Annotated in this window: 22 protein-coding genes and 2 pseudogenes; 17 read left to right on the top strand and 7 right to left on the bottom strand. The window is 64.7% G+C overall.

Going from position 1 to position 25,848, the window contains the following annotated elements:
- Positions 1-21: 21 nt before the first annotated feature.
- On the bottom strand, positions 22-495 hold the full coding sequence (gene smpB / locus R3F42_13985; protein MEZ5543129.1) for an SsrA-binding protein SmpB: 474 nt from the start codon (positions 493-495) through the stop codon (positions 22-24).
- Between the two features lie 116 nt (positions 496-611).
- On the opposite strand from smpB, the gene R3F42_13980 reads away from it, so the two are divergent.
- The 3 genes from R3F42_13980 to R3F42_13970 are packed head-to-tail and all read left to right on the top strand — an operon-like array spanning position 612 to position 2,784.
- On the top strand, positions 612-1,994 hold the full coding sequence (locus R3F42_13980; protein MEZ5543128.1) for a sodium-dependent transporter: 1,383 nt from the start codon (positions 612-614) through the stop codon (positions 1,992-1,994).
- 24 nt (positions 1,995-2,018) lie between these two features.
- On the top strand, positions 2,019-2,456 hold the full coding sequence (locus R3F42_13975; protein MEZ5543127.1) for a type II toxin-antitoxin system RatA family toxin: 438 nt from the start codon (positions 2,019-2,021) through the stop codon (positions 2,454-2,456).
- Complete coding sequence (locus R3F42_13970) at positions 2,443-2,784, top strand: RnfH family protein (GenBank protein MEZ5543126.1); 342 nt, start codon at positions 2,443-2,445, stop codon at positions 2,782-2,784. The genes R3F42_13975 and R3F42_13970 overlap by 14 nt, the downstream gene beginning before the upstream one ends.
- Positions 2,785-2,822: 38 nt before the next feature.
- Here R3F42_13970 and bamE read toward each other — a convergent pair whose 3' ends face one another.
- Positions 2,823-3,296, bottom strand: coding sequence for an outer membrane protein assembly factor BamE (gene bamE / locus R3F42_13965; GenBank protein MEZ5543125.1), 474 nt, complete (start codon positions 3,294-3,296; stop codon positions 2,823-2,825).
- 86 nt (positions 3,297-3,382) lie between these two features.
- On the opposite strand from bamE, the gene fur reads away from it, so the two are divergent.
- Complete coding sequence (gene fur / locus R3F42_13960; protein MEZ5543124.1) at positions 3,383-3,796, top strand: ferric iron uptake transcriptional regulator; 414 nt, start codon at positions 3,383-3,385, stop codon at positions 3,794-3,796.
- An 11-nt stretch (positions 3,797-3,807) separates the two neighbouring features.
- Here fur and R3F42_13955 read toward each other — a convergent pair whose 3' ends face one another.
- The 4 genes from R3F42_13955 to R3F42_13940 all read right to left on the bottom strand — a co-directional run bounded on the left by R3F42_13955 (position 3,808) and on the right by R3F42_13940 (position 8,076).
- Entirely contained in the window at positions 3,808-4,269 is a 462-nt protein-coding gene (locus tag R3F42_13955; GenBank protein ID MEZ5543123.1) for a hypothetical protein, read from the bottom strand.
- A gap of 78 nt (positions 4,270-4,347) precedes the next feature.
- Positions 4,348-5,343 carry an ion transporter gene (locus R3F42_13950; GenBank protein ID MEZ5543122.1) on the bottom strand — a complete coding sequence of 332 codons (996 nt, stop codon included), beginning with the start codon at positions 5,341-5,343 and terminating at the stop codon, positions 4,348-4,350.
- 113 nt (positions 5,344-5,456) lie between these two features.
- Positions 5,457-7,187, bottom strand: coding sequence for a DNA repair protein RecN (gene recN, locus R3F42_13945; protein ID MEZ5543121.1), 1,731 nt, complete (start codon positions 7,185-7,187; stop codon positions 5,457-5,459).
- Positions 7,188-7,200: 13 nt separating this feature from the next.
- Positions 7,201-8,076, bottom strand: coding sequence for an NAD(+) kinase (locus R3F42_13940; protein ID MEZ5543120.1), 876 nt, complete (start codon positions 8,074-8,076; stop codon positions 7,201-7,203).
- Between the two features lie 166 nt (positions 8,077-8,242).
- On the opposite strand from R3F42_13940, the gene hrcA reads away from it, so the two are divergent.
- The 9 genes and pseudogenes from hrcA (at position 8,243) to R3F42_13895 (ending at position 20,493) form a co-directional block, all read left to right on the top strand.
- Complete coding sequence (gene hrcA, locus R3F42_13935) at positions 8,243-9,286, top strand: heat-inducible transcriptional repressor HrcA (GenBank protein MEZ5543119.1); 1,044 nt, start codon at positions 8,243-8,245, stop codon at positions 9,284-9,286.
- An 84-nt stretch (positions 9,287-9,370) separates the two neighbouring features.
- Positions 9,371-9,940, top strand: coding sequence for a nucleotide exchange factor GrpE (gene grpE / locus R3F42_13930; GenBank protein ID MEZ5543118.1), 570 nt, complete (start codon positions 9,371-9,373; stop codon positions 9,938-9,940).
- Between the two features lie 107 nt (positions 9,941-10,047).
- Positions 10,048-12,002 (top strand): annotated as a pseudogene (dnaK, locus tag R3F42_13925) (molecular chaperone DnaK).
- A gap of 278 nt (positions 12,003-12,280) precedes the next feature.
- Positions 12,281-13,234: a DnaJ C-terminal domain-containing protein gene (locus R3F42_13920; protein MEZ5543117.1), complete on the top strand. Its 954-nt coding sequence runs from the start codon at positions 12,281-12,283 to the stop codon at positions 13,232-13,234.
- 550 nt (positions 13,235-13,784) lie between these two features.
- A complete protein-coding gene (gene dapB / locus R3F42_13915) occupies positions 13,785-14,588 on the top strand; it encodes a 4-hydroxy-tetrahydrodipicolinate reductase (protein ID MEZ5543116.1) in 804 nt (267 codons plus the stop codon).
- Between the two features lie 210 nt (positions 14,589-14,798).
- Positions 14,799-15,935 carry a glutamine-hydrolyzing carbamoyl-phosphate synthase small subunit gene (carA, locus tag R3F42_13910; protein MEZ5543115.1) on the top strand — a complete coding sequence of 379 codons (1,137 nt, stop codon included), beginning with the start codon at positions 14,799-14,801 and terminating at the stop codon, positions 15,933-15,935.
- A gap of 190 nt (positions 15,936-16,125) precedes the next feature.
- Positions 16,126-19,342: pseudogene (gene carB, locus R3F42_13905) on the top strand (carbamoyl-phosphate synthase large subunit).
- Positions 19,339-19,818 (top strand): transcription elongation factor GreA, encoded by a 480-nt coding sequence (gene greA / locus R3F42_13900; protein MEZ5543114.1) that lies wholly within the window; start codon positions 19,339-19,341, stop codon positions 19,816-19,818. Before carB ends, greA begins: the two are co-directional and overlap by 4 nt.
- 189 nt (positions 19,819-20,007) lie before the next feature.
- Positions 20,008-20,493 (top strand): DUF4149 domain-containing protein, encoded by a 486-nt coding sequence (locus R3F42_13895; GenBank protein ID MEZ5543113.1) that lies wholly within the window; start codon positions 20,008-20,010, stop codon positions 20,491-20,493.
- Here R3F42_13895 and yhbY read toward each other — a convergent pair.
- Positions 20,472-20,744: a ribosome assembly RNA-binding protein YhbY gene (gene yhbY, locus R3F42_13890; GenBank protein ID MEZ5543112.1), complete on the bottom strand. Its 273-nt coding sequence runs from the start codon at positions 20,742-20,744 to the stop codon at positions 20,472-20,474. The two genes, R3F42_13895 and yhbY, sit on opposite strands and share 22 nt — an antisense overlap.
- A gap of 165 nt (positions 20,745-20,909) precedes the next feature.
- Between yhbY and rlmE the strand changes: the two genes are divergently transcribed.
- The 4 genes from rlmE to glmM all read left to right on the top strand — a co-directional run bounded on the left by rlmE (position 20,910) and on the right by glmM (position 25,817).
- Positions 20,910-21,542 carry a 23S rRNA (uridine(2552)-2'-O)-methyltransferase RlmE gene (gene rlmE, locus R3F42_13885; GenBank protein MEZ5543111.1) on the top strand — a complete coding sequence of 211 codons (633 nt, stop codon included), beginning with the start codon at positions 20,910-20,912 and terminating at the stop codon, positions 21,540-21,542.
- A 76-nt stretch (positions 21,543-21,618) separates the two neighbouring features.
- Complete coding sequence (gene ftsH / locus R3F42_13880) at positions 21,619-23,541, top strand: ATP-dependent zinc metalloprotease FtsH (GenBank protein ID MEZ5543110.1); 1,923 nt, start codon at positions 21,619-21,621, stop codon at positions 23,539-23,541.
- A gap of 65 nt (positions 23,542-23,606) precedes the next feature.
- Entirely contained in the window at positions 23,607-24,452 is an 846-nt protein-coding gene (gene folP / locus R3F42_13875; GenBank protein ID MEZ5543109.1) for a dihydropteroate synthase, read from the top strand.
- A 30-nt stretch (positions 24,453-24,482) separates the two neighbouring features.
- Positions 24,483-25,817, top strand: coding sequence for a phosphoglucosamine mutase (glmM, locus tag R3F42_13870; protein ID MEZ5543108.1), 1,335 nt, complete (start codon positions 24,483-24,485; stop codon positions 25,815-25,817).
- Positions 25,818-25,848: the final 31 nt, after the last annotated feature.

Raw genomic sequence — 25,848 nt, 5'->3', positions numbered from 1 at the left:
CGCGGGTCCTCGTGCGCCCGTTCAGCGCTTGCGCAGCAGGCGCTGTTTCTCGCGTTCCCAGTCGCGGCTCTTTTCCGCCGCCCGCTTGTCGTGGCTGTGCTTGCCGCGGGCCAGCGCGATCTCGAGTTTGGCCCGGCCCTGCTTCCAGTACAGCGCCAGCGGTATCAGGGTGTAGCCCTTGCGCTCGACTGCACCGATCAGGCGATCGAGTTCGCGCCGGTGCAGCAGCAGTTTGCGCGTGCGGGTCGGGTCCGGGGTGATGTGGGTCGACGCGCTGAGCAGCGGGGCAATGCGAAACCCCAGCAGCCAGGCCTCGTTGTTCTTGACGATGATGTAACTGTCGGTCAGCTGCACCCGGCCTTCCCGCAGACTCTTGACTTCCCAGCCCTGCAGCGCGAGACCCGCCTCCAGGCGGTCCTCGATGAAGTAGTCGTGCCGAGCCTTCTTGTTGAGCGCGATCGTGCTCGACCCGGTTGTGGATTTCTGCTTGGCCATGGATGCAACTTTCCGTGATCAGACCGCATCTTACCGTGCCGGATGCGGTTGTGATAGCCGGGCATTTCTTGGACAATGCCGGTGCTGCCCGATGCACGGGGGACCGGAGAAGCACAATGGCAACCAAGCGCGAACCCATACACGGTCAATGGTCCGGCCGGCTGGCGTTTATTCTGGCGGCAACCGGTTCCGCCGTCGGTCTGGGTAACATCTGGAAATTTCCCTATATCACCGGCGAGAACGGCGGCGGCGCCTTCGTGCTGGTCTACCTGCTTTGCATCGCCATCATCGGCATACCCATCATGATGGCCGAAGTGCTGATCGGTCGCCGCGGCCGGCGCAGCCCCATCAACACCATGCGTCACCTCGCCGTCGAGGAGCAGGCCAGCCGGCACTGGGAGTGGCTGGGCTGGGCCGGTGTCCTGGCCGGAGCCCTGATTCTGTCCTACTACAGCGTGATTGCGGGCTGGGCACTGGCTTACGTGTTTCGGGCCGCCAGCGGCATGTTCACCGGGCTCACGGCCGATGGCGTGCAGAGCATCTTCGACGACCTCGTGGGTACTCCCGAGCGCCTGCTGACCTGGCACACGCTGTTCATGGTCATGACCATGGTCGTGGTCGCGCGTGGCGTGCGTAGCGGTCTTGAGCACGCGGTACGCCTGTTGATGCCCGGGTTGTTCCTCATCCTGCTGGTCCTGGTAGGCTATGCCTGGAACAGCGGTGCCTTCGAGCAGGGCGTCAGCTTTCTATTCCATGCCGATTTCAGCAGGCTCTCCGCCAACGGCGTGCTGATCGCCATGGGCCACGCCTTCTTCACGCTGAGCCTTGGCATGGGCGCCATCATGGTCTACGGCTCCTACCTGCCGGAAAAGATCTCCATCGCCAGGACCTCCATTACCGTTTCGCTGCTGGATACCATGGTCGCCCTGCTGGCCGGCATGGCCATCTTCCCCATCGTCTTCGCCAACAATCTGGAACCCGGGTCCGGGCCGGGTCTGATCTTCCAGACCCTGCCGATCGCCTTCGGTCACATGCCCTACGGCGCCTTCTTCGGCATGCTGTTCTTCATCCTGCTGGTGTTCGCAGCCTGGTCCTCGTCCATTTCGCTGATCGAGCCTGCGGTGGCCTGGCTGGTCGAGAACAAGGGCATGAACCGGGTGTCCGCCTCGGTACTGGCCGGCTTCGCGACCTGGGCCTTCGGCCTGCTGACGGTGTTCTCGTTCAACCTGTGGTCCGGGTTCAAGCCGCTGTCGATGATACCGGTGTTCCGGGACAGCACGATCTTCGACCTGCTCGATTACCTGACCGCCAACATCATGCTGCCGCTGGGCGGCCTGCTGATCGCGGTGTTCGCGGCCTGGATCATGTCGCGGGAGTCGACCATGGAGGAGCTGCACATGGGCAACCGTTTCTTCTACCCCCTGTGGCGATTCCTCGTCCGCTACATCACGCCGGTTGCCGTCACTATCGTGTTCGTGCGCGCAATAGGTATCATCTGAATACATGTCGGACAGGTGCAGGACTTGGAACACATCTCACGCTCGGCGCTGGTGCCCTACACCCAACAGGAAATGTTCGCCCTGGTCAGCGACGTCGATACCTATCCGCAGTTCCTGCCCTGGTGCAGCGATGCCGAGACGCTGTCACGCGCGGATGACGAGGTGCAGGCGCGGATCGCCTTCGCGGTCAGCGGGGTATCGAAATCATTCACCACGCGTAACCGTCTGGTCCGCAATGAGGCCATCCATATGCATCTGGTCGATGGGCCGTTCAGCCGGCTCGAGGGCAGCTGGCGCTTCGAGCCGCTGGGCAATGCCGGCTGCAAGATCTCCCTCAAGCTGGAATACGACTTCTCGAGCAAGCTGGTGAGCATGGCGACCGGACCTGTGTTCAACAAGATCGCCAACTCGCTCGTCGATGCGTTCCAGCAACGCGCGGTGGAGGTCTATGGCAAGCGCTGAGCGCATACCGGTCGAGGTGGCCTATGCGCTGCCCGGCAAGCAGGTCATCCTCAAGCTGATGGTGGCGCCGGCTGCGACACTGGAGGATGCCATCCGTGCCTCCGGCATACTGGAGCAGTTTCCAGACATCGATCTGGCGAGCAACAAGGTCGGCGTGTTCGGCAAACCCGGCCGGCTCGGTGATACCCTGCACCCAGGCGATCGCGTGGAGATCTACCGGCCGCTCATCGCCGATCCCAAGGAGGTCAGGAAACAGCGCGCCGCCGCCGGCAAGGTGATGCGCAAGGGCGCGGCCGCTGCGGAGGATGCGGAGCCGCACGATAGCTAGCGAGGTTGCCCGTGGCCGCGCCGGGCCGCGGGGCGGTGCTAGTTCACGCCGCTCTCATCCAGCTTGCGAAAGGTGATCCAGTGCCAGAGACGGTTGAGCAGACCGGGTGGTATGCGTTCCTCCGGCGGCACGACCAGGGTGACCTGCTCGCGTGCGGCCGATCCGGCGTCGCCCGGCACGGGTTCCGGGTGCAGGCTGCCGCTGACGCGCGTGAGTAGGTCGTCCTCGAAGAACAGCGTGACATGCTCTTCCGTGACGGTGCCCTTGCCTGGCTGCATGCGGTAGATGTAGTCCCAGCGGTCCTGGTGAAAGACGTCGGCGACCATCGGGGACCCCATCACGAACTGTACCTGCCGGCGCGTCATGCCGGGGTGCAGCTGGTTGAGCGCGGCCTGGTCGATCACATTTCCCTGCTGCACGTCGATGTGGTGCACCAACCGCCAGTCGGCGAGCGAGCAGGCGGTAAGCGACACGCAGGCAAAGGGGGTTATAATAATGAGAAGCTTTTTCATCAACTGACCAGGGAGCTTGCCGGGCACCGGCCGCATGATACCCCAAGTCCAGACCCGTTGGCATCTAGCAGAGAGGAGGTTAGGCATTGGAATCCAGTGAATTACGCAAAGCCGGTCTGAAGGTCACTCTGCCGAGGATGAAGATACTGGACATCCTGGAGTCGAGCAGCAGCCGCCACCACAGTGCCGAGGACGTCTACAAGGCGCTGCTCGAGGAGGGCGAAGACATCGGTCTGGCCACGGTCTACCGGGTGCTGACCCAATTCGAGTCTGCCGGTATCGTCAGGCGTCATCATTTCGAAGGCGGCCACTCCGTTTTCGAACTCGACGAAGGCGGGCACCATGATCATATCGTGTGCCTTAAATGCGGGCGGGTCGATGAATTCGTCGACGAGACGATCGAGAAGCGCCAGCGCGCCATCGCCGCCGAGCACGGCTACGAAATGACCGATCACTACCTCTACATGTACGGTATCTGCGGGAACTGCCGGGATAAGTGAGCCGCCCGCAGCTAGTGGTAGAGGCTGTTCTGCGAGTGCAGCTCGCGCAGGCGGGTCGCCAGTGTGCCGTAGCCGCGCAGCCATAGTTCCGCGATCTCGTTCCTGATCTCGTATTCCTGGTTCAGGAGTGCCAGCCGTTCCGGCACTGCAGCAATATAGAGCGGGGCCAGCTGCTCGAGCAGCAGCATATGGATGCCGTGTGATGCCATGTCTGGCTGGCGTTCGAAAGTCGACCAGCTGATCAGCCCGGCCGCTGCGGCATCCTCGCCGAGCAGGTCGGTCAGGTAGGCGCGCTGATAGTTGAGTTCAGTGAAGGCCGTCGAGCTGCAACTGCCCGCGATCGCGCGCAATTCCCCGGGCGAGAGTGCATACCAGTCGAACGCGGGATCGGTGCACGCGGGGTGCTCTGCGGCAGCGCAACGGCTCACCGCCGTCAGCCAGAGGGCCAGCAAGCATGCCGATCTACCGTTCATACCCTGTCTCCCTTGGCGCCGGCCGGGCGGGCTGTCGGGCCGCTCCTATCAGGATAGACGGCAGCGTCGCTGTCCGCTTTAGCCGGTCGCGCCGGGCTCCAGGCGCTCAGCGTCTGGGCTGTGCCTGTCCGCCGCTGTCGGCTGTAACGGCCGGTGACAGTGCGGGCATACCCCCGATCGCAGCAGCTCCTCGCGCGCCATGCGGGCGAAGATCTGCCCGGCATCCTCACTGCTGAGGCCGAGTCGGATCCGGGTTGCCTCCATGTTCGCCCGTTCCTGTGGGGTAATCATGCCGTCGGCGAGTACCGACTCCGCAAGATCGCGGTACTGCATGCGGCGCTTGCGCAATTCCTCGGAGAAGGCCGAGGCCAGGATGCCCGCCGGCAGGGCGACCATGCCGATACCGATGATCATGATGAAGATGCCGAAGATCTTGCCGCCGGTCGTGATCGGGGTGACGTCACCATAACCAACCGTGGTCAGGGTCGCGACCGACCACCAGGCTGCCTCGGGGATGTTGCTGAAGGCTTCGGGCTGGGCCTTGTGCTCGAACAGGTATACACCGCTCGAGGCAATGATCATGATGATGAACAGGATGAGGAAGGCCGCGCCGAACGATTGCGCCTCGTCGCGCAGCACCTGCAGCAGGGTCGACATCGCGGTCGAGTAGCGGGTGAGCTTGAAGATACGCAACAGGCGCAATGCCCGCAGGAAGCGCAAGTCGAGGGTGTAGATCATGCCGAGGTAAAAGGGCAGGATCGCGCACAGGTCCACCAGGGCCATCGGGGTCAGCGCGAAGCGCAGCCGTCCACGCAGCGGGTGCCGGAAGCGCTGGTCCGCCGCCTCGACACAAGACCAGATGCGCAGCAGGTACTCGACGGTGAAGACGCCGACCGAGAACACCTCGAACCAGAAGAACAGCTGCACGTGGTGGCGGTGGATCTCCTGTACCGATTCCAGTACCAGCGCCAGGATATTGAGCGAGATCAGCGCCACGATGAAGATGTCGAAACGGCGGCTGGACCGGTCGTCGGGCTGCGCGAGTTCCAGAATTTGGTGGATGCGCCTGCGCACGTAACAGCTTCCTTGCGGTAGATGAGAGGGCTCTGCCTAGGTTTTCGACCGGGACGCTAACTTCTACATCCTGCCGCAGTGCCGGCCGCCCCGGCCCCGCTCGCCGATGCCGCTCAGTCCGTGGCCTGTGCGCGCGGTCTGCGGCCGCGCGGCCGGCGCCCGGCCGGCAGATCCGCGCCCGCCTGGGCGATCATTTCCCGCGCATGGTCGCGGCTCTGGCGGGTGATGGTGACCCCGCCGAGCATGCGGGCGAGTTCGTCGATGCGTTCTCCCTCGTCCAGCGCGCGAATACGGGTCAACGTGCTGTCCTCGCGGGTGGTCTTGCTGACCTGCAGTTGCTGCTGCGCCTGTGCCGCCACCTGCGGCAGGTGGGTGACGCACAGCACCTGGTGGCCGCGGGCCAGGGCGCGCAGTTTGCGGCCGACGATCTCCGCAACACCGCCGCCAATGCCGCTGTCCACCTCGTCGAAGATGAGGGTGGGGATGGTGCAGCTGTCGGCGCTGAGCGTCTGGATGCACAGGCTGATGCGCGAGAGTTCACCACCGGATGCCACCCGGGCAAGCGCCTGCAACGGCTGACCAGGGTTGGCGCTGACCCGGAACTCCACCGCGTCCATGCCATGCTGCGAGAACTGCGTATCGCGGCGCGTGCCGACGTCGACCTCGAATACGCCGCCGGCCATGCCCAGTGTCTGCATGGCCGCGCTGATCTCGCGGCCGAACGTGCCGGCTGCCTGCCGTCGCTGCGTCGTGAGCTTCCGCGCACTGGCCAGGTAGTCGTGTTCCAGCTGTGCGAGTCGCGCCACGAGCTGTTCGCGCAGGCGGTCGGCATGCTCGAGCGCGTCGAGTTCCGTGCGCAGCCGCGCCTCGACCTCCGGCAGTTGGGCCGGCTGGCAGCGGTGCTTGCGCGCGAGGTCGTGCAGCACGCCGATGCGTTCCTCCAGCCAGAGCAGGCGTGCGGGGTCGATGTCGAGATGCTCGGCGTAATGGCGCAGGGCGTCGATGCCTTCTCGCAGCAGCAGCGCGGACTCCCCCAGCAGCCGGGCGGATTCCTCCAGCGCGGGGTCCAGCCGGGTCAGTTCACTGATTTCGTCGAGCGTGCGGGACAGCAGGCTGGCGGCGGCATCGCCGTCCTCGCTGTCGAGTCGCTCCAGGCCGCGTTGTGCGGATTCCAGCAGCCTGCCTGCATTGGCGGCCCGGGCGTGTTCCTCGTCGATGGCCTCGATCTCGGCGCGTTCGAGTGCGAGGGCTTCCAGTTCGTTGAGCTGATATCGCAACAGGTCGAGGCGCGCGTCGCGGTCATGCTCGGCGGCGCTGGCGGACTCGAGCGCACTGCGGGTCGTCTGCCACTCGCGGTACAGGTTTGCGACCTCGCCGAGCAGGGCGGGATGGCCGCCGTAGGCATCCAGGATCGCGCGCTGCACGGCGGTACGCAGCAGCGACTGGTGTTCGTGCTGGCCGTGGATGTCGACCAGCTGCTCGCCCAGTTCGCGCAGCGACTGCATCGGCACCGGCTGGCCGTTGATATAGCCGCGTGAGCGCCCGTCGCGGCCGATGACGCGCCGTAGCTGGCATTCGCCGTCCAGGTCGAGATCGTGGGCCAGCAGCCAGGCGCGGGCCACGCTGCCGGCGCCGAGGTCGAAGCTGGCGGCGATTTCCGCGCGTTCGGCGCCATGCCGGATCGCGTTGACATCGGCGCGGTCGCCCAGCACCAGCCCGAGCGCATCGATCAGGATGGATTTGCCGGCACCGGTTTCCCCGGTCAGCGCCGTCATGCCGGGGGCGAGCTCGACATCGAGTTCGTCGACGATGGCCAGGTTGCGGACGTGGATCTCGGTCAGCATGGGCGCGCGGCCGTCACGGCTGTTCGCTCCAGCGCAGTTTGCGCCGCAGCACGGCAAAGTAGTCGTGGCCGGGCGGGTGCAGCAGGCGCAGGGTAAAGGCATGCCGCTGTACGCGCACGTGATCGCCGGCCTCGAGCGGCTGGCTGACCTGCCCGTCGCAGGACACGGTGGCCTCCTGGACGCCGTCGTGCAGCACGATCTCGATCACCGCATCGTCATCGACCACAATCGGCCGGTAGCTCAGCGTGTGCGGGCAGATCGGGACCAGCACGATGGCATTCAGCTTTGGCCGTAGCACCGGACCGCCGCTGGAGAGGGCGTAGGCGGTCGAGCCGGTGGGTGTCGACACGATCAGGCCGTCGGAGCGGGTGGTGTTCAGGAAATGACCGTCGATCCAGGTGTCGAGCTCGATCATGCGCGCGATGTCGCGTTTGTGCACGATCACGTCGTTGAGCGCGGTGCTCTCGCCCAGGACGGTTTCGCCCCGGGTCATGCTGGCATGCAGCAGGGTGCGTTCCTCCTGGATGTATTCGCCGGAGAGGATGCGGTCCAGCTGGGTGGTCATCTCGTCCGGCGACACGTCGACCAGGAAGCCGAGCCGGCCCAGGTTGACGCCGAGTACGGACGCGCCGGCTTCCGCCAGGCTGCGCGCCGCGTTCAGCAGGGTGCCGTCACCGCCGACGACGATGGCGAGATCGCACTGTCCGGCCAGCGCTGCGCGTTCCACCACGCGATGACCGGGACAGGACACCAGTGGCGCGATGCCGGCATCCAGCAGGTAGGGGAGCTGCCGGCGGTCGAGGTAATCGGCCAGGGCCTGCAGGGTAAGCGCGACCTCGTGGTCGTTGGCCTTGCCGATCAGCCCGACGCGGGAAAATGTTGCTGTCATGGTGGCGCTGTGGTGAGTGACTGGCTGCGAAGCTATCACGAGTTGACGAGTGCGCCAACCACTCGTGTGCGGCGCCGGCCAGCGCCATGCCCGCGTCTGGCACTCTACCCTCGGGAGTGCCAGATGTTTTATCATCGCGGATAAGACATCGAAAGCTATCAATGGCATGAGCGATTCACCTGCAGGAATTTCCGAGCGTGCGCAGCAGATGCTGCGGGCATTGATCGATCACTATGTCCGTGACGGTCAGCCGGTCGGCTCGCGTACGCTGGCGCGCGATGCCGGTCTGAAGCTGTCGCCGGCGACCATACGCAACGTGATGGCGGACCTGGAGGAGCTGGGCTTCGTGACCTCCCCGCATACCTCGGCCGGTCGCATTCCCACGGTGCAGGGCTACCGTTTCTTCGTCGACACGCTGCTGTCGGTGCAGCCGCTGGATTCCGGCGCGCTGGAGCGCATGCGCGCCGAACTGAAGATGAATCAGTCACCCAAGGACCTCGTGGAGTCGGCCTCCAGCCTGCTCTCGGGCATCACCCGCCTGGCCGGGGTGGTGACGCTGCCCAAGCACGATCATCCGCTCTTCAAGCGCGTCGAATTTCTGCCGCTTTCCGACCGCCGGGTACTCGCCATCCTGGTGACCGGGGCGGACGAGGTGCAGAACCGCGTGCTCAAGACCGAGCGGGAGTGCAGTGCGGCGGAGCTGCAGCAGGCCTCGAACTATCTCAACGAGCTGTTTACCGGCAAGGATCTCTCCGAAGTGCGCGCTACCCTGCTGCGCGAGATGCAGGAAACGCGATCCAGCATGAACTCCATGATGCATACCGCAATGCAGATGGCCGACCAGGTGCTGGAGAAGAACCGCGACGAGGATCTCGTCATGGCCGGCCAGACCAATCTGATGGAATTTCGCGAATTGTGCGATATCGACAAGCTGCGCCGGTTATTCGACGCCTTCAACCGCAAGCGCGACATCCTGCACCTGCTCGACCAGTGCGTACACGGCGAGGGGATCCAGATCTTCATCGGCGACGAATCCGGTTACCAGATGCTCGACGAATGCAGCATGGTGACCGCGCCCTACAGCGTCAACGGCCGCGTACTCGGTGTGCTCGGTGTGATCGGTCCCACCCGCATGGCCTACGACCGGGTCATCCCCATCGTCGACGCCACGGCGCGCCTGCTGGGCGCTGCCTTGAATAGCAAGGAATAAGCCCCATATCGGCAACGGTTGGATGCCGGTGGCGCGTGGCCACCCGGTTACCTGACAGATTTTTAAGGAATAGGGAGTAACGCTATGGCAGATAAAGAAAACGGTCTGGAAGACGCGGCTGCCGGGACGGTTGAGGCGACTGTCGCGGAGGCAGCCGGCGCCGACGCGCCGCAAGCCGCAGACCTGACCGCGCTGCTGGAAGATGCGCGCAGCAAGGCGGATGCGCACTGGGACCAGTGCCTGCGGCTGCAGGCGGAGCTCGACAATCTGCGCAAGCGTTCCGAGCGCGATCTGGCCAACGCCCACAAGTTTGCGCTCGAACGCTTCGCCGCCGAGCTGCTGCCGGTGCGCGACAGCATGGAGATGGGTCTGGCCGCCTTTGACGCCGAAGGCGGCGAAAGCGGCAAGCAGCGCGAGGGCGTGGAGCTGACCCTGCAGATGCTGACCAGCGCCATGGCCAAGTTCCAGATCCAGGAAGTAAATCCGGAGAACCAGCCGTTCAATCCAGACTTTCATCAGGCCATGTCGATTCAGGAACGCGCCGATGTCGCCCCGAATACGGTGGTGACGGTGGTGCAGAAGGGCTACACGCTGAACGACCGTCTGCTCCGGCCGGCCATGGTGATCGTCGCAAAGGCGCCGGCCGCGGGCTGAGTACCGGCGAGGCTTGATTTACCGCCGCGAAGCCCCCACCTTTCAGGGTATTGGCACGCAGAGTGGTTAACTAAATAAAACATGTATTTACATGGAGATTAGAGAATATGGGCAAGATTATCGGAATTGACCTCGGCACGACCAACTCCTGTGTCGCCGTCATGGAGGGTGGCAAGGCCAAGGTGATCGAGAACAGCGAGGGGGACCGTACCACGCCCTCCATCGTCGCCTATGCCGACGAGAACGAGGTGCTTGTCGGTCAGGCCGCCAAGCGCCAGGCGGTCACCAACCCGCACAACACCCTCTACGCGGTCAAGCGCCTGATCGGCCGCCGTTTCCAGGAAGAGGTGGTGCAGCGCGACATGAAGCTCGTGCCCTACAAGATCGTCAAGGCCGATAACGGCGATGCCTGGGTCGAGGCCCGCGGCAAGCGCATGGCCCCGCCGGAGGTTTCCGCGCGCGTGCTGCAGAAGATGAAGTCGACCGCGGAAGACTACCTGGGCGAGCCGGTGACCGAGGCGGTGGTGACCGTGCCCGCGTACTTCAACGATTCCCAGCGCCAGGCGACCAAGGACGCCGGCCGCATCGCGGGACTGGACGTCAAGCGCATCATCAACGAGCCGACTGCCGCCGCACTGGCCTACGGCCTGGACAAGAAGCGCGGCGACTCCAAGATCGCGGTGTATGACCTGGGCGGCGGCACCTTCGATATCTCCATCATCGAAATCGCCGATGTCGACGGCGAGTGACCAGTCTTTGGAGGTGCTTTCCACCAATGGCGATACCTTCCTCGGCGGCGAGGACTTTGGACAAGCGTCTGATCGACTACCTGGCTGACCAGTTCAAGAAGGACCAGGCATGGCTCCATAGCGGTGACCCGCGCCGGGTCATGCAGCGGCTGAAGGAGGCGCCGAGAAGGCCAAGATCGAGCTGTCCTCCAGCCAGCAGACCGGACGTGAACCCGCTCATCACTGCCGATGCCAGCGGTCCGAAGCACCTGGCTGGCGAAGCTGACTCCGCGCCAGCTGGAGTCGCTGGTCGAGGACCTGATCGATCGCACCATCGAGCCGTGCAAGATCGCGTTGAAGGATGCCGGGCTGTCGGTGAAGGATATCGACGACATCATCCTGGTTTTGGAGGCCAGACCTGCATGCCCAAGGTACAGGATGCGGTAAAGAACTTCTTCGCAAGGAGCCGCAAGGACGTCAACCCTGGACGAGGCCGTGGCCGTGGGATGTGGCGATCCAGGGTGGCGTGCTGGGCGGCGAGGTCAAGGATGTGCTGCTGTCGATGCGGACCTCGCTGTCGCTGGGTATCGAGACGCTCGGCGGCGTCATGACTGTTGATCGAGAAGAACACCACGATTCCGACCAAGGCGAACCAGGTGTTCTCCACCGCCGACGACAACCAGACCGCAGTGACCGTGCATGTGCTGCAGGGCGAGCGTGAGATCGCTTCGGCCAACAAGTCGCTGGGCCGCTTCGATCTGTCCGACATCCCGCCGGCCCCGCGCGGCGTGCCGCAGATCGAGGTGGCGTTCGACATCGATGCGAACGGCATTCTCCACGTTTCTGCCAAGGACAAGGCCACCGGCAAGCAGCAATCCATCCAGATCAAGGCCTCGAGCGGCCTGTCGGACGACGAGATCGACCGGATGGTCAAGGACGCCGAGGCGCATGCGAGCGAGGACAAGAAGTTCCACGAGCTGGTGGATGTGCGCAACCGGGCCGACAGCCTGATCCACGCCACCACCAAGTCGCTCAAGGACCTGGGTGACAAGGTCACGGCGGGTGAGAAGCAGGATATCGAGTCCGCCATCGATGCGCTGCAGGAAGCCAAGGAAGCGACGACAAGGAAAGCATCGAGCAGAAGACCGGAGGCTCCGGGCTGAGAAGTCGGGCAAGCCGCTGAGCGCGTCTACCAGCAGCAGGCCGGCGGCGAAGGTGCTGCTGCCGCTGGCGGCGATACCGCGTCCGCCGGGGCGGCGCGCGGCGATGACGATGTCGTCGACGCCGAGTTCGAGGAGTCAAGGATGCCGACAACAAGTAACGGCATCCTGTAGTATCGGCACCCACCGTCCGGGCCGGCAGTGACGGCCTGGACCTGTGCCGTTGTCAGTCTCCCAGCGCAGACCGGACCGAAAACATGTCAAAACGCGATTACTGAGGTGCTGGGCGTCCCGCAATGCCAGCGAGGCCGAGCCCAAAAGGCCTACATCGCCGCGCCGCGCAGAAGTATCATCCTGATCGCAAATCCGGACAACAAGGAAGCCGAGGACAAGTTCAAGGAATGCAAGGGAGGCCTACGAGGTCTTGAGCGATTCGCGCAAGCGCGCCGCGTATGACCAGTTCGGGCATGCCGGCGTGGATCCCTCGATGGGCGCCGGTGGAGGGTTCGGCGGGGCCGGTGCTGCCGGCTTCAGCGACATCTTCGGCGACGTCTTTGGCGATATCTTCGGCGGCGGGCGCGGTGCGCGCGGCGGCCAGCGGGTCTACCGCGGCTCCGACCTGCGCTACAACCTGGAGCTGTCGCTGGAGGACGCGGTGGCGGGCACCGAGGTCAAGATCCGCGTGCCGACCCTGGTCGGCTGCAACGACTGTGGCGGCAGCGGCGCCAGGAAGGGCAGCGAGCCCAAGACCTGCACCACCTGCGGCGGCCACGGCCAGGTACGGATGCAGCAGGGCTTCTCTCCTGCAGCAGACCTGCCCACACCAAACTACGGCACGGGCACCATCATCACGGATCCTGGTAAGACCTGTCACGGCAAGGGCCGGGTGCAGGGAGCGCAAGACGCTGTCTGTGAAGGTGCCGGCCGGTGTCGACACCGGCGATCGCATCCGCCTGGCGGGCGAGGGCGAGGCCGGCGAAGCCGGTGGTCCGCCCGGCGACCTGTACGTGCAGATCCAGGTCAAGCTGCATCCCATCTTCAAGCGCGACGAAAGCAACTTCTACCGCGAGGTGCCAATCAGCTTGCCACCGCCGCGCTCGGCGGTGAACTGGGAAGTGCCCACCCTGGACGGCCGCGTTACGCTGAAGATCCCGGCCGAGACCCAGACCTTCCGGCAAGCTGTTCCGTGCATGCGTGGCAAGGGCGTAAAGCTGGCGCGCGGTGGGCCAGTCGGCGACCCGCTGTGCCGGGTCAGTGTGGAGACGCCGGTCAATCTGACGCGTCGCCAGAAAGAGCTGCTGCAGGAATTCGCCGGCGAGATGGACCAGGGCGGCGGCCAGCACAATCCCCAGACGCATTCCTGGCTCGATGGCGTGAAGAAGTTCTTCGACGGCCTGGGCGGGTAGCCAGTTAAAAAATCTTCTCGCGCAAAGACGATCAAGCCACTGAGTGCACTGAGCACACAGTGATCTCAATATCTCCGGTTGTGATATTCCTGCTGTAGGAACGCTCTGCGAGCGCGAACCATTTGCCGTAGACTTGGCCGGACTGACAGGTTTCGCCCCAATATCCCGGCCGGGCTGCGGTACTCGGCGCGGCCGACGGGATCGGGGTGGCAGTAACAGCCCCGTAAGGCGTAGCCGAGCAGCGCAACCGGTTCGGGATTGAGCGAGCCGCCGTGTCGAGCTGGATTTACGAGCCGGCAGGCGCGGCAAATCCTGCGAGTTCGGTGAGCGCCCGAAGCGGCGAGCAGCGCAGGGCACCCGGTGCGTCAGCGCAGATGACGTACCGGGCAAGCCTGCGGGGCCGCCTTGCTAATGATCCCTATTCTTTGGCGGCGCAAAGAAAAGGGGCTCGCCCGACAGGGCGAAACCCGTTATATACAGACGCAGGAAAACAATTGGGTTTTAAGCCCTCTCTGTGTACTCTTTGGCGAAACCGATTCAAGGAATACACATGACACGCATCGCTATCGCCGGCGCCGCCGGACGCATGGGCCGCAACCTGATCCAGGCCTGCCACGAGACCGCCGGGGTCGAGTTGACTGCGGCGCTCGAACATCCCGAACATCCGCTGCTCGGCAGCGACGCCGGCGAGCTGGCCGGTATCGGCAAAAACGGCGTGGCGCTGGGCGCGGACCTGGCATCCGTGCTGGCAGCCTTCGACGTGCTGATCGATTTCACCCGACCCGAACCCACGTTGGCGAACCTGGCCACCTGCCGCCGGGCCGGTAAGCGCATGGTGATCGGCACTACCGGCTTTACCGAGGCGCAGAAGGCGCAGATCGCCGCGGCAGCCGCGGACATCGCGATCGTGTTCGCGCCGAACATGAGTGTTGGCGTCAACTTGTGCCTGAAGCTGCTCGATCTCGCCGCGCGCGTGCTGGGCGATACGGTGGACATCGAGATCATCGAGGCCCACCACCGCCACAAGGTCGACGCGCCGTCCGGAACCGCGTTGCGCATGGGCGAGGTGGTAGCTGCGGCGCTGGGCCGCGAGCTGCAGGAGTGCGCGGTATACGGGCGCGAGGGGCACACCGGCGAGCGCGCGCGCAGGACCATCGGATTCGAGACCATCCGTGCCGGTGATATTGTCGGCGATCATACCGTGATGTTCGCCGGCGCCGGCGAGATCGTCGAGATCACCCACCGCGCCACCAGCCGCATGACCTTCGCCGGTGGTGCGGTGCGTGCCGCCGGCTGGTTGAGCGACCGGCCTCCCGGACTCTTCGACATGCAGGACGTGCTCGGACTGCGCTGAGTTTTTCGTCGCCCCCGCAGTGCCTTGTGTCCACCGCTGCGCGCGGTCGTGCCGCCGGTCCTGCCGTTCGCCGCGCTGCCGGCGACGGCATAGACAGCCGCGGATTCAACCCGTACAATTCCACGGCAGAATCCGGCGATGCGGAATAGAACACCAGAACGGGAGGGGTCTTCGTGAACCCTCCCGTTTTTACGAGCAGCGGAGGTATCCTTGAGGAAAGCGGCCCTTCTGGCGCTTGCAGACGGAAATATCTTCCGTGGCGTCGCTATTGGGGTCGATGGTCAGGCTGCCGGCGAAGTGGTTTTCAATACCGCCATGACCGGATATCAGGAAATCCTGACCGATCCGTCCTATGCACGTCAGATTGTCACGCTGACCTATCCCCACATCGGCAACGTCGGTACCAACAGCGAGGACGAGGAAGCCGGTGCCATACACTGTGCAGGCCTGGTGATCCGTGACCTGCCGCTGCTGGCCAGCAGCTGGCGCAGCGAATCCGCGCTCGAACACTACCTGACCAGCCGCGGAGTCGTGGGGATTGCCGATATCGATACCCGGCGCCTGACCCGTATCCTGCGCGAGCGCGGGGCCCAGAACGGTTGCATCGTCGCGGGCGACAACCCCGATGCCGAGGCGGCCATCAGCGCGGCACGCGCATTCCCCGGTCTCAAGGGTATGGACCTGGCGCGCGAGGTGACCACCGCGCAGCGCTACCTGTGGCGTCAGGGCACCTGGTCGCTGCATGGCGGCCTGCCGGCCGAGCGCGCCGATAGCGACCTGGGCCTGCACGTCATCGCCTACGATTTCGGCGTCAAGCGCAATATCCTGCGCATGCTGGCCGCGCGCGGTTGTCGTCTCACCGTGGTGCCGGCGACGACGCCGGCGCGCGAGGTGCTAGCCGGCAACCCGGACGGTATCTTCCTCTCGAACGGGCCGGGCGATCCCGAGCCCTGCGACTATGCGATCACGGCCATCCGCGAACTCCTCGACAGCGGCATACCGATCTTCGGTATCTGTCTCGGTCACCAGCTGCTCTCGCTGGCCAGTGGCGCCCGTACGCTCAAGATGAAATTCGGCCATCACGGCGCCAACCACCCGGTGCAGGACCTGGACAGCGGCCGCGTGATGATCACCAGCCAGAACCACGGCTTCGCGGTGGACGATACGACCCTGCCCGGGAACCTGGTGGCGACGCACCGCTCGCTGTTCGACGGTTCGCTCCAGGGCGTCGCGCGCACCGACTGCCCGGCGTTCAGCTTCCAGGGACACCCGGAGGCCAGTCCCGGTCCGCACGACGTGGCGCACCTGTTCGACCGCTTTATCGAGATGATGGAAGCGCGACAGTAGTTGCGTTTTGAAAATTGTCATCTCACGCAAAGACGCAAAGACGCCAACTAGAGAAATGATTTTTTGCAATACAAATCGATTGCTGTCTGGAAGTTCGAATTTCGCGCCAGGTCCAGTCGCCGGGCGGGATATCGGTTTGCTTCGCGACCTGGCGTCTTCGCACGAGACAGGTTTCCCCAGCTAGACGCACATGCCTAAAAGAACCGACATCAACAGCATCCTGATCATCGGCGCGGGTCCCATAGTGATCGGGCAGGCGTGCGAGTTCGATTATTCCGGTGCGCAGGCGTGCAAGGCCCTGCGCGAGGAGGGTTACCGTGTCGTACTGGTAAATTCCAATCCGGCTACCATCATGACCGACCCGGACATGGCCGATGCGGTGTACATCGAGCCGGTGCAGTGGCAGACAGTGGCGCGCATCATCGAGCGCGAGCGCCCTGATGCGCTACTGCCGACCATGGGAGGCCAGACCGCGCTGAACTGTGCGCTCGATCTGGTGCGCGAAGGTGTGCTGGCCCAGTTCGGGGTCGAGCTCATCGGCGCCAGTCGCGAGGCCATCGACATGGCCGAGGACCGCGGCCTGTTCCGCGACGCCATGACCGACATCGGCCTGGCGACGCCGCGGGCCTACGTCGTGCACAGCATGGAAGAGGCGCAGCAGGTGCATGCCGGGCTCGGCTTTCCGATCATCATCCGGCCCTCCTTCACCATGGGCGGCAGCGGCGGCGGTATCGCCTACAACAAGGAGGAGTTCGTCGCCATCTGCGAGCACGGGCTCGACCTCTCGCCGACCAACGAGGTGCTGCTGGAGGAGTCCATCCTCGGCTGGAAGGAATTCGAGATGGAGGTGGTGCGCGATCGCAACGACAACTGCATCATCATCTGCTCGATCGAGAATCTGGATCCCATGGGGGTGCATACCGGCGATTCCATCACCGTGGCACCGGCGCAGACGCTGACCGACAAGGAATACCAGCTGATGCGCGATGCCTCGCTGGCGGTGTTGCGCAAGATCGGCGTTGAGACCGGCGGTTCCAACGTACAGTTCGCCATCAACCCGGTGGACGGACGTATGGTGGTTATCGAGATGAACCCGCGCGTGTCGCGTTCCTCGGCGCTGGCTTCCAAGGCAACGGGCTTCCCGATTGCCAAGGTCGCGGCCAAGCTGGCGGTCGGTTACACGCTCGACGAGCTCAGCAACGAGATAACCGGCGGCGCCACTCCGGCCTCCTTCGAACCGACCATCGATTACGTGGTGACCAAGGTTCCGCGTTTCACCTTCGAGAAATTTCCCCAGGCCGAGCCGGTGCTCGGTACCCAGATGAAATCGGTGGGTGAGGTGATGGCCATCGGCCGCACTTTCCAGGAATCCTTGCAGAAAGCACTGCGCGGCCTCGAGACCGGCAAGGACGGACTCGACGAGGTGTTCGATCTGGCGCAGGAAGATGCCATCTCGGCGTTGCGGACTGAACTCGGCATCGCCCGGCCGGAACGGCTGTGGTACGTAGCTGACGGTTTTCGTGCCGGCATGACGCTAGAGCAACTGCACGACGTGACTGCGATCGATCCCTGGTTCCTGGCCCAGATCCTGGATCTGGTGGCGACGGAGAACCGCATCCGCGGTCGTGCACTCGACGATTTCGATGCCGACGGTCTGCGTGCGCTCAAGCGCAAGGGATTCTCGGATCGGCGGCTGGCGCGTTTGCTGGGCGTCGGCGAGGCTGCCGTACGCAGCCATCGGCACGGTCTTGACGTCCACCCGGTGTACAAACGTGTGGACACCTGCGCCGCTGAATTTTCCACCGCTACGGCCTACATGTACTCGACCTACGAGGAGGAATGCGAGGCGGCGCCGACCACGCGCGACAAGATCGTGGTCCTGGGCGGCGGACCGAACCGGATCGGGCAGGGTATCGAATTCGACTACTGCTGTGTGCATGCCGCACTGGCCTGCCGCGAGGATGGTTACGAGACCATCATGGTCAACTGTAATCCGGAGACGGTTTCCACCGACTACGATACCTCCGACCGCCTGTATTTCGAACCGGTGACCCTGGAGGACGTGCTGGAGATCATCCACCTGGAACAGCCGCAGGGCGTGATCGTGCAGTACGGCGGGCAAACCCCGCTCAAGCTGGCGCACGGGCTGGAGGCCAACGGGGTCCCGATCATCGGCACCTCGGCGGATGCCATCGACCACGCGGAGGACCGCGAGCGCTTCCAGCAGATGGTCATCAAGCTCGGGCTGCTGCAGCCGCCGAACCGCATCGCCTCGACCACCGAGCAGGCCATGGCGCTGGCCGACGAGGTCGGCTATCCGCTCGTGGTGCGGCCGTCCTACGTGCTGGGCGGGCGCGCCATGGAGATCGTGTACTCGGCCGAGGACCTGGCGCGCTACATGCGCGAGGCCGTGCAGGTATCAAACGATGCGCCGGTACTGTTGGACCATTTCCTCGATGACGCGGTGGAGGTGGACGTCGATGCCGTCTGCGACGGCACCCACGTGCTGATCGGCGGCATCATGGAACACATCGAACAGGCCGGCGTACATTCCGGCGATTCGGCCTGTTCGCTGCCGCCGTGCACCCTGAGTCAGTCTGTGCAGCAGCGCCTGTGCGAACAGGTCAGCCGCATGGCCATGGAGCTCAAGGTGCGCGGTCTGATGAATACCCAGTTCGCCATCAAGGGTGAGGACATCTACGTCATCGAGGTCAATCCGCGCGCCTCGCGCACCGTGCCGTTCGTATCCAGGCGACCGCGCTGCCGCTGGCCAAGATCGCGGCGCGGTGACCGGCCGGACGCTGGCGGAGCAGGGTGTCACCCGGATGGTGCGGCCCGACTATTACTCCGTAAAGGAAGCGGTATTCCCGTTCATCAAGTTCCAGGGCGTGGATCCGCTCCTCGGGCCGGAGATGAAATCCACCGGCGAGGTGATGGGCATCGGGCGCAGCTTCGGCGAGGCCTTCGCCAAGTCGCAGATGGGCGCGGGCAACACCGTGCCGGCCAGTGGCACCGCCTTCCTGAGCGTGCGCAGGGGCGACCGCCCCGCAGCGGTACAGCTGGCGCGGGATCTCATCACCCAGGGCTTCCGCCTGGTCGCCACACGCGGTACCGCCTCCGCGATTCGTGCCGAGGGTATCGAATGCGACGTGGTCAACAAGGTGCTGGAAGGCCGCCCTCACATCGTGGACATGATCAAGAACGGCCAGATCGACCTGATCGTCAACACCACCGAGGGCAAGCAGGCCATCGCCGATTCCTATACAATCCGCAGAAGCGCGCTGCAGCACAAGGTGTCCTACAGCACCACGATCGCCGGCGCGCGCGCCACCTGCATGGCGCTCGAGTATCTGAATACCGGTAACGTCAACAGCCTGCAGGACCTGCACCGGGAGATCAAGCGATGACCTCAAAGGTACCGATCACCGCGCGCGGCGCCGAAAAACTGCGTGAGGAACTGGTCCGGCTGAAGACCGTGGAGCGTCCGCGTATCATCGCGGCCATCGCCGAGGCGCGCGCGCACGGCGATCTCAAGGAAAACGCCGAGTATCATGCCGCCCGCGAGCAGCAGAGTTTCGCCGAGGGGCGTATCAAGGAGATCGAGAGCAAGCTCAGTCATGCCCATATCGTCGATGTCAGCTCCCTGGATGCCAACGGCAAGGTGGTGTTCGGCTGCACCGTCGAACTGTTCGACGAGGACAGCGAGGAGACCGTGGTCTACCAGATCGTCGGCGAGGACGAGGCGGACATCAAGACCGGCATGATCTCGATCAATTCGCCGATAGCGCGCGGACTGATCGCCAAGCACGAAGGTGACGTGGTGACCGTGGTCGTGCCCGGTGGCGAGCGCAATTTCGAGATCGTCGAAGTCCGTTACGTATAGACAGGTCCGCGCTGTGATAGGCAGTTGTCACTGCGAGGAGCAGCAGTCACCCGCCGCAATGCCGCGAATTCATAGGCTTGCTGCTCTGGTCGCTGCCGCCATGGCTCTGGGCCGCTCGTGTTCTCGCCGTTTCCGGTCTCGCGCGATACTCATCCCGTCCTGTATATCGCGCTTGCATCGACGATGCCCATGACCACGCAACAGGTTCCCTGTTTGTTACCCGACCGCGTACAGTTTCTTGCCGCGCTTGAGCGCATCCTGCTGACCGCCTGGGTCGGGACCCTCTGGGCGACCGGTTTCATGGTCGCGCCGGTGCTGTTCGCCGTCCTCGATGACCGGGCGCTGGCAGGCTCGCTCGCAGGCAGGCTGTTCGGACTGACCGCCTGGGGCGGGTTGGTCTGCGGGCTGGCGCTGCTGGCCAGCGCTCACCTGCGCAGCCGGCGGACCGGCTGGCGCACATGGGTGCTGGTGGCGATGCTGCTGCTGACGGCGGTGGGTCAGTTCGTGCTGACCCCGATGATCGCAGAACTGCGCACTGCAGGTCTTGCGGGCACGCCGCGCTTCGGCCAGTTGCACGGCATCGCCAGTGTCCTGTTCGTGCTTACCGCGCTGCTGGGCCTGGGACTGGTCGCCGCCGGCCCGGCTGTGTCCGCTCAGTCCGCTGCCTCGCGGTAGATGAGTGCAATGTGGCCGATGGCCTGTACCAGTTCGGCCCCGCATGCGGCGCACAGTTGCGCGATCATGGCCTGACGCGCCTCCCGGTCCGCCCCTGCGATCTTGACCTTCAGCAGTTCGTGGTGTTCCAGCGACAGGTCGAGTTCGCGCAACACGGCCGCGCTGAGGCCGGCTGTGCCGATGGTCACGACCGGTTTGAGGGCGTGGCCGCGGCCGCGCAGTTCGCGTTTGAGTTTTTCGGTCAGAGCCATGACTGGAATCCCGGATGTGCTAGGTTAGGGGCTGCGGTCAGTCCGGGTCGCGGCAGCAGTGCCGTACCCGGTGCGAAAATACATGACCGGCCAATGGTAACGAATCCGCAGCTGGCGCGGTAATCCGCGGCGGTTGCGATTGTGCCGGACCGGACGGCGGCAGACATGGGCAGAAGCAAGAGCAGCCACAACTGGCTCAAGTCACATTTCGACGACGAATTCGTCAAGCGCGCGCAACGCGAGGGCTATCGTTCCCGCGCGGTGTACAAGCTGGACGAGATCCAGCGGCGTGACCGTATCCTCAAGCCCGGCGCCTGCATCGTCGATCTCGGCGCGGCCCCGGGCGGGTGGTCGCAGTACGCGCAGCGGCTGCTGGCGGGCAGGGGACGCCTGCTCGCGCTGGACATCCTGCCCATGGAGCCGCTGCCCGGCGTCGAGTTCATCCAGGGTGATTTCAGGGAAGATGACGTGTTCGAGTTGCTGCTGTCAATGCTTGGCGGAACCCCGGTAGACCTTGTAATGTCGGACATGGCACCCAATATCAGCGGCATGGAGGCGGTCGATATCCCGCGCAGCATGTACCTGGTGGAGCTGGCCGTGGATTTCGCCGACCGGGTGCTCGCGCCCGGTGGCAATCTGCTGGTGAAGGCCTTTCAGGGCGAGGGCTTCGACAGCGTGCTGGATGCGGTGCGTGGGAAGTACGACAAGGTATTGATACGCAAGCCGAAAGCGTCGCGTTCGCGCAGTCGGGAAGTATACGTGCTGGCACAGGGCCACCGTGGCAGGGATGTGCCATAATGGCTAAAGCCTGTGAATTTGCGGGCCGAGACAAGCAGTCTGGGCGCGCGTTGGAGAAAAATTCGAGGATTCCGGTTTGAACGATCTCGCAAAGAACCTGCTGCTCTGGATAGTCATCGCCATCGTCCTGATGTCGGTGTTCAACAATTTCGGTCCGAAGACGGCGGCCCAGCAGCCGCTCAACTACTCTGATTTCATCGCCGAGGTGCAGCAGGGTCTGGTGCAGCGCGTCGAGATCGAGGGCCACTCCGTCAAGGGCGTGCGCAGCGACGGCAGCCAGTTCGTCACCCAGACCCCGCCGGACGATCCCAAGATGGTCGACGACCTGCTCAGCAACAAGGTCGACGTCAAGGTGGTCGAGCCCAACCAGCACGGCCTGCTGATGACCATCTTCATCAACTGGTTCCCCATGTTGTTGCTCATCGGTGTGTGGATCTTTTTCATGCGCCAGATGCAGGGCGGCGGTGCCGGCCGCGGTGCCATGTCCTTCGGCAAGAGCAAGGCGCGCATGCTCGGCGAGGATCAGGTCAAGATCACCTTCGCCGACGTCGCCGGTGTCGAGGAGGCCAAGGAGGAAGTGAGCGAGCTGGTCGAGTTCCTGCGCGAGCCCGGTAAGTTCCAGCGCCTCGGCGGCAAGATCCCGCGTGGTATTCTCATGGTCGGGTCGCCCGGTACCGGCAAGACCCTGTTGGCCAAGGCCATTGCCGGCGAGGCCAAGGTGCCGTTCTTCACGATCTCCGGTTCCGACTTCGTCGAGATGTTCGTCGGTGTCGGCGCCTCGCGCGTGCGCGACATGTTCGACCAAGCCAAGAAGCATGCGCCCTGCATCATCTTCATCGACGAAATCGACGCCGTCGGCCGTCACCGCGGTGCCGGCCTGGGCGGCGGACACGACGAGCGCGAGCAGACCCTGAATCAGCTGCTGGTCGAAATGGACGGATTCGAGGGCAACGAGGGCGTGATCGTGATCGCCGCGACCAACCGCCCGGACGTGCTGGATCCCGCGCTGCTGCGCCCGGGCCGCTTCGACCGCCAGGTGGTGGTGCCGCTGCCCGACGTGCGCGGCCGCGAGCAGATTCTCAAGGTACACATGCGCAAGGTGCCGATCGCCGACAGCGTCAAGGCGAGCATCATCGCGCGTGCCACCCCCGGTTTCTCCGGCGCCGATCTGGCGAACCTGGTCAACGAGGCCGCGCTGTTCGCCGCGCGCGGCAACAAGCGCCTGGTCGACATGGATGACCTGGAGAAGGCCAAGGACAAGATCCTGATGGGCGCCGAGCGGCGTTCCATGGTGATGAGCGAGGACGAGAAGCGCCTGACCGCCTACCACGAGGCGGGGCATGCCATCGTCGGGCGCAGCATGCCGGCGCATGACCCGGTCTACAAGGTAACCATTATCCCGCGCGGACGTGCCCTGGGCGTGACCATGTTCCTGCCCGAGGCGGACCGCTACAGTCACAGCAAGGAATTCCTGGAAGGGCAGATCTGCAGCCTGTTCGGCGGCCGCATCGCCGAGGAACTCGTGTTCGGACCGGAAAAGGTCACCACCGGTGCATCCAACGACATCATGCGCGCCACCGAGCTGGCGCGGAACATGGTCACCAAGTGGGGGCTCTCCGAGAAGCTTGGTCCGCTCACCTACAGCGACCAGCAGGAAGAGGTGTTCCTCGGTCACTCCGTCGCGCAGCACAAGCCGGTGTCCGACGAAACCGCGCACGACATCGACAGCGAGATCCGCGCGATCATCGACCGTGCCTATGCGCGGGCCGAGAAGATCCTCAAGGAGAATATCGACAAGCTGCACACCATGGCCGAGGCGCTGATGAAGTACGAGACCATCGACAGCGACCAGATCGACGACATCATGACCGGCAAACAGCCGCGGCAGCCGCGCGACTGGACCGATTCCGAGACGCGTACGCCGCCCTCCGGCGGCAGCACGGCCAGCACCGACGACACCGCGGACGGCAAAATCGGCGGACCTGCCGGTCAGCACTGAAGGCGGCGCCGGCAGGCGGCGGCGCGCGTTGCGAGCGGCGCAAGGCGCATCCTCACAGCCAGCTCATGAAACTCGATTGTGCGGGCAAGGCCCTGGATCTTTCCACGCCGCGGGTCATGGGTATCCTCAATGTCACCCCCGATTCCTTTTCGGACGGGGGTACTTACCTCGCACCCGGGCCGGCGGTGGCGCACGCCCTGCGCATGGTCGAGGAAGGCGCCGACATCATCGACGTGGGCGGCGAATCCACCCGCCCGGGGGCGGCGCCGGTACCGGAAGACGTCGAGCTGCAGCGCGTGATCCCCGTTATCGAGGCGCTGCGTGATGCCGTGTCCGTTCCCGTGTCGATCGATACCCGCAAGCCGGCCGTCATGCAGGCGGCAGTAGCCGCGGGGGCCGGACTGATCAATGACGTCGCCGCCCTGCGCGAGCCCGGTGCGCTGGCGACAGCGGCCGCGCTCGGGGTGCCGGTGTGCCTGATGCACATGCTGGGTACGCCGCAGACCATGCAGGCTGCGCCGCGCTACGGGGATGTGGTTGAAGAAGTGACGGATTTCCTCGTAACCCGGGCGGCGGACTGCCAGGCTGCGGGCATACCGCCCGGCCGTATCCTGCTCGATCCCGGCTTCGGTTTCGGCAAGACCACGGCGCATAACCTGCAGCTGCTGCGCCGCCTGGATGTCCTGATCGGCCACGGTTACCCCGTGCTGGTCGGTTTGTCGCGTAAATCCCTGATCGGTAATGTCCTGGACCTGCCGGTCGATAACCGCCTGTATCCGGGTCTGGCGCTGGCCGCGCTTGCCGTCTGGCAGGGCGCCGCTATCGTGCGGACCCACGACGTTGGCGCCACCCGCGCAGCCGTGCTGATGTGCGCGGCGGTGCGGGATGCCGGCGCAGTCCACGGTCTATAATCGCTGAATCCAGTGCCGGAGGTACGCACTATGTCGAGAAAATATTTCGGTACCGATGGGATCCGCGGGCGGGTCGGGGAGCATCCGGTCACGGCGGAGTTCATGCTCAAGCTCGGCTGGGCGACCGGCCGCGTGCTGGGCAGCAAGGGCGGCGCCAGTGTCATCATCGGCAAGGACACCCGCATCTCGGGTTATATGTTCGAATCCGCCCTGGAGGCGGGACTGTCCGCCGCCGGCGTCGACATCGGCCTGACCGGCCCGATGCCGACCCCTGCGATCGCCTACCTGACGCGCACCCTGCACGCCTGTGCCGGTATCGTCATCAGCGCCTCGCACAATCCCTATGCCGACAACGGCATCAAGTTCTTTTCCGCCGAGGGCACCAAGCTGCCGGACGAGATCGAACTCGCGATCGAGGCCGAGCTGGACCGGCCGCTGACCACGGTCGCGTCCGACCGGCTGGGCAAGGCGGTGCGCGTCAAGGATAGCGAGGGGCGCTATATCGAGTTCTGCAAAAGCACCATTCCGCTCAGCATGGGCATGCAGGGCCTGCGCGTCGTGGTGGACTGCGCACATGGCGCCACCTATCAGGTCGCGCCCAGCGTGTTCCGGGAACTGGGCGCGAGCGTGATCACGACCGGCGTGTCCCCGGACGGCCTGAACATCAACCGGGACTGCGGGTCGACGCGGCCGGAAATGTTGCAGAAGATGGTACTGGAACACGGCGCCGACCTCGGTGTCGCCTTCGACGGCGACGGCGATCGCGTGGTCATGGTCGATGAGCGCGGCGAACTGGTCGACGGCGACGAGTTGCTGTTCGTGATCGCGGTATCGCGTCAGCGCGAGGGCCGCCTGCACGGTGGCGTGGTCGGTACCCTGATGAGCAACCTCGGGTTGGAGCATGCCCTCAAGGCGCGCGAGATACCATTCGCGCGGGCACGGGTCGGCGACCGCTACGTGCTGGAACTCATGCAGCAGAACGACTGGATGATCGGCGGCGAATCGTCCGGCCACATCATCTGCCTCGACCGTACCAGCACGGGTGACGGGATCATTTCCGCGCTGCAGGTGCTGGCGGCGATGAAGCGCGCGGAGCGCACACTGCACGAACTCAAGTCCGACATGCGCAAGTACCCGATGCACATGATCAACGTGCCGGTAAAGGCGCGGATCGATCTGGCCAACACCCCTGCGGTGAGGGAGGCGGTCAGCTCCGCGGAGCAGCGCCTTGCCGGCCGCGGCCGCGTCCTGCTGCGGCCATCCGGCACCGAACCGGTGGTGCGTGTCATGGTGGAGGGCGAGGACGAGCGCCAGGTGCTGCAGGAAGCCGACCAGCTCGCCGCGGTCGTCGCCAAGGCGGTGTAGGCGCGGACCGCGTCCGCGCCATGGTTAAAAC

Source organism: Pseudomonadota bacterium (genome assembly GCA_041395565.1).
Classification (GTDB): Bacteria; Pseudomonadota; Gammaproteobacteria; order UBA9214; family UBA9214; genus UBA9214.
Note: the sequence above shows the minus strand (reverse complement) of the source record. Positions and strands in the feature narration are given on the sequence as shown.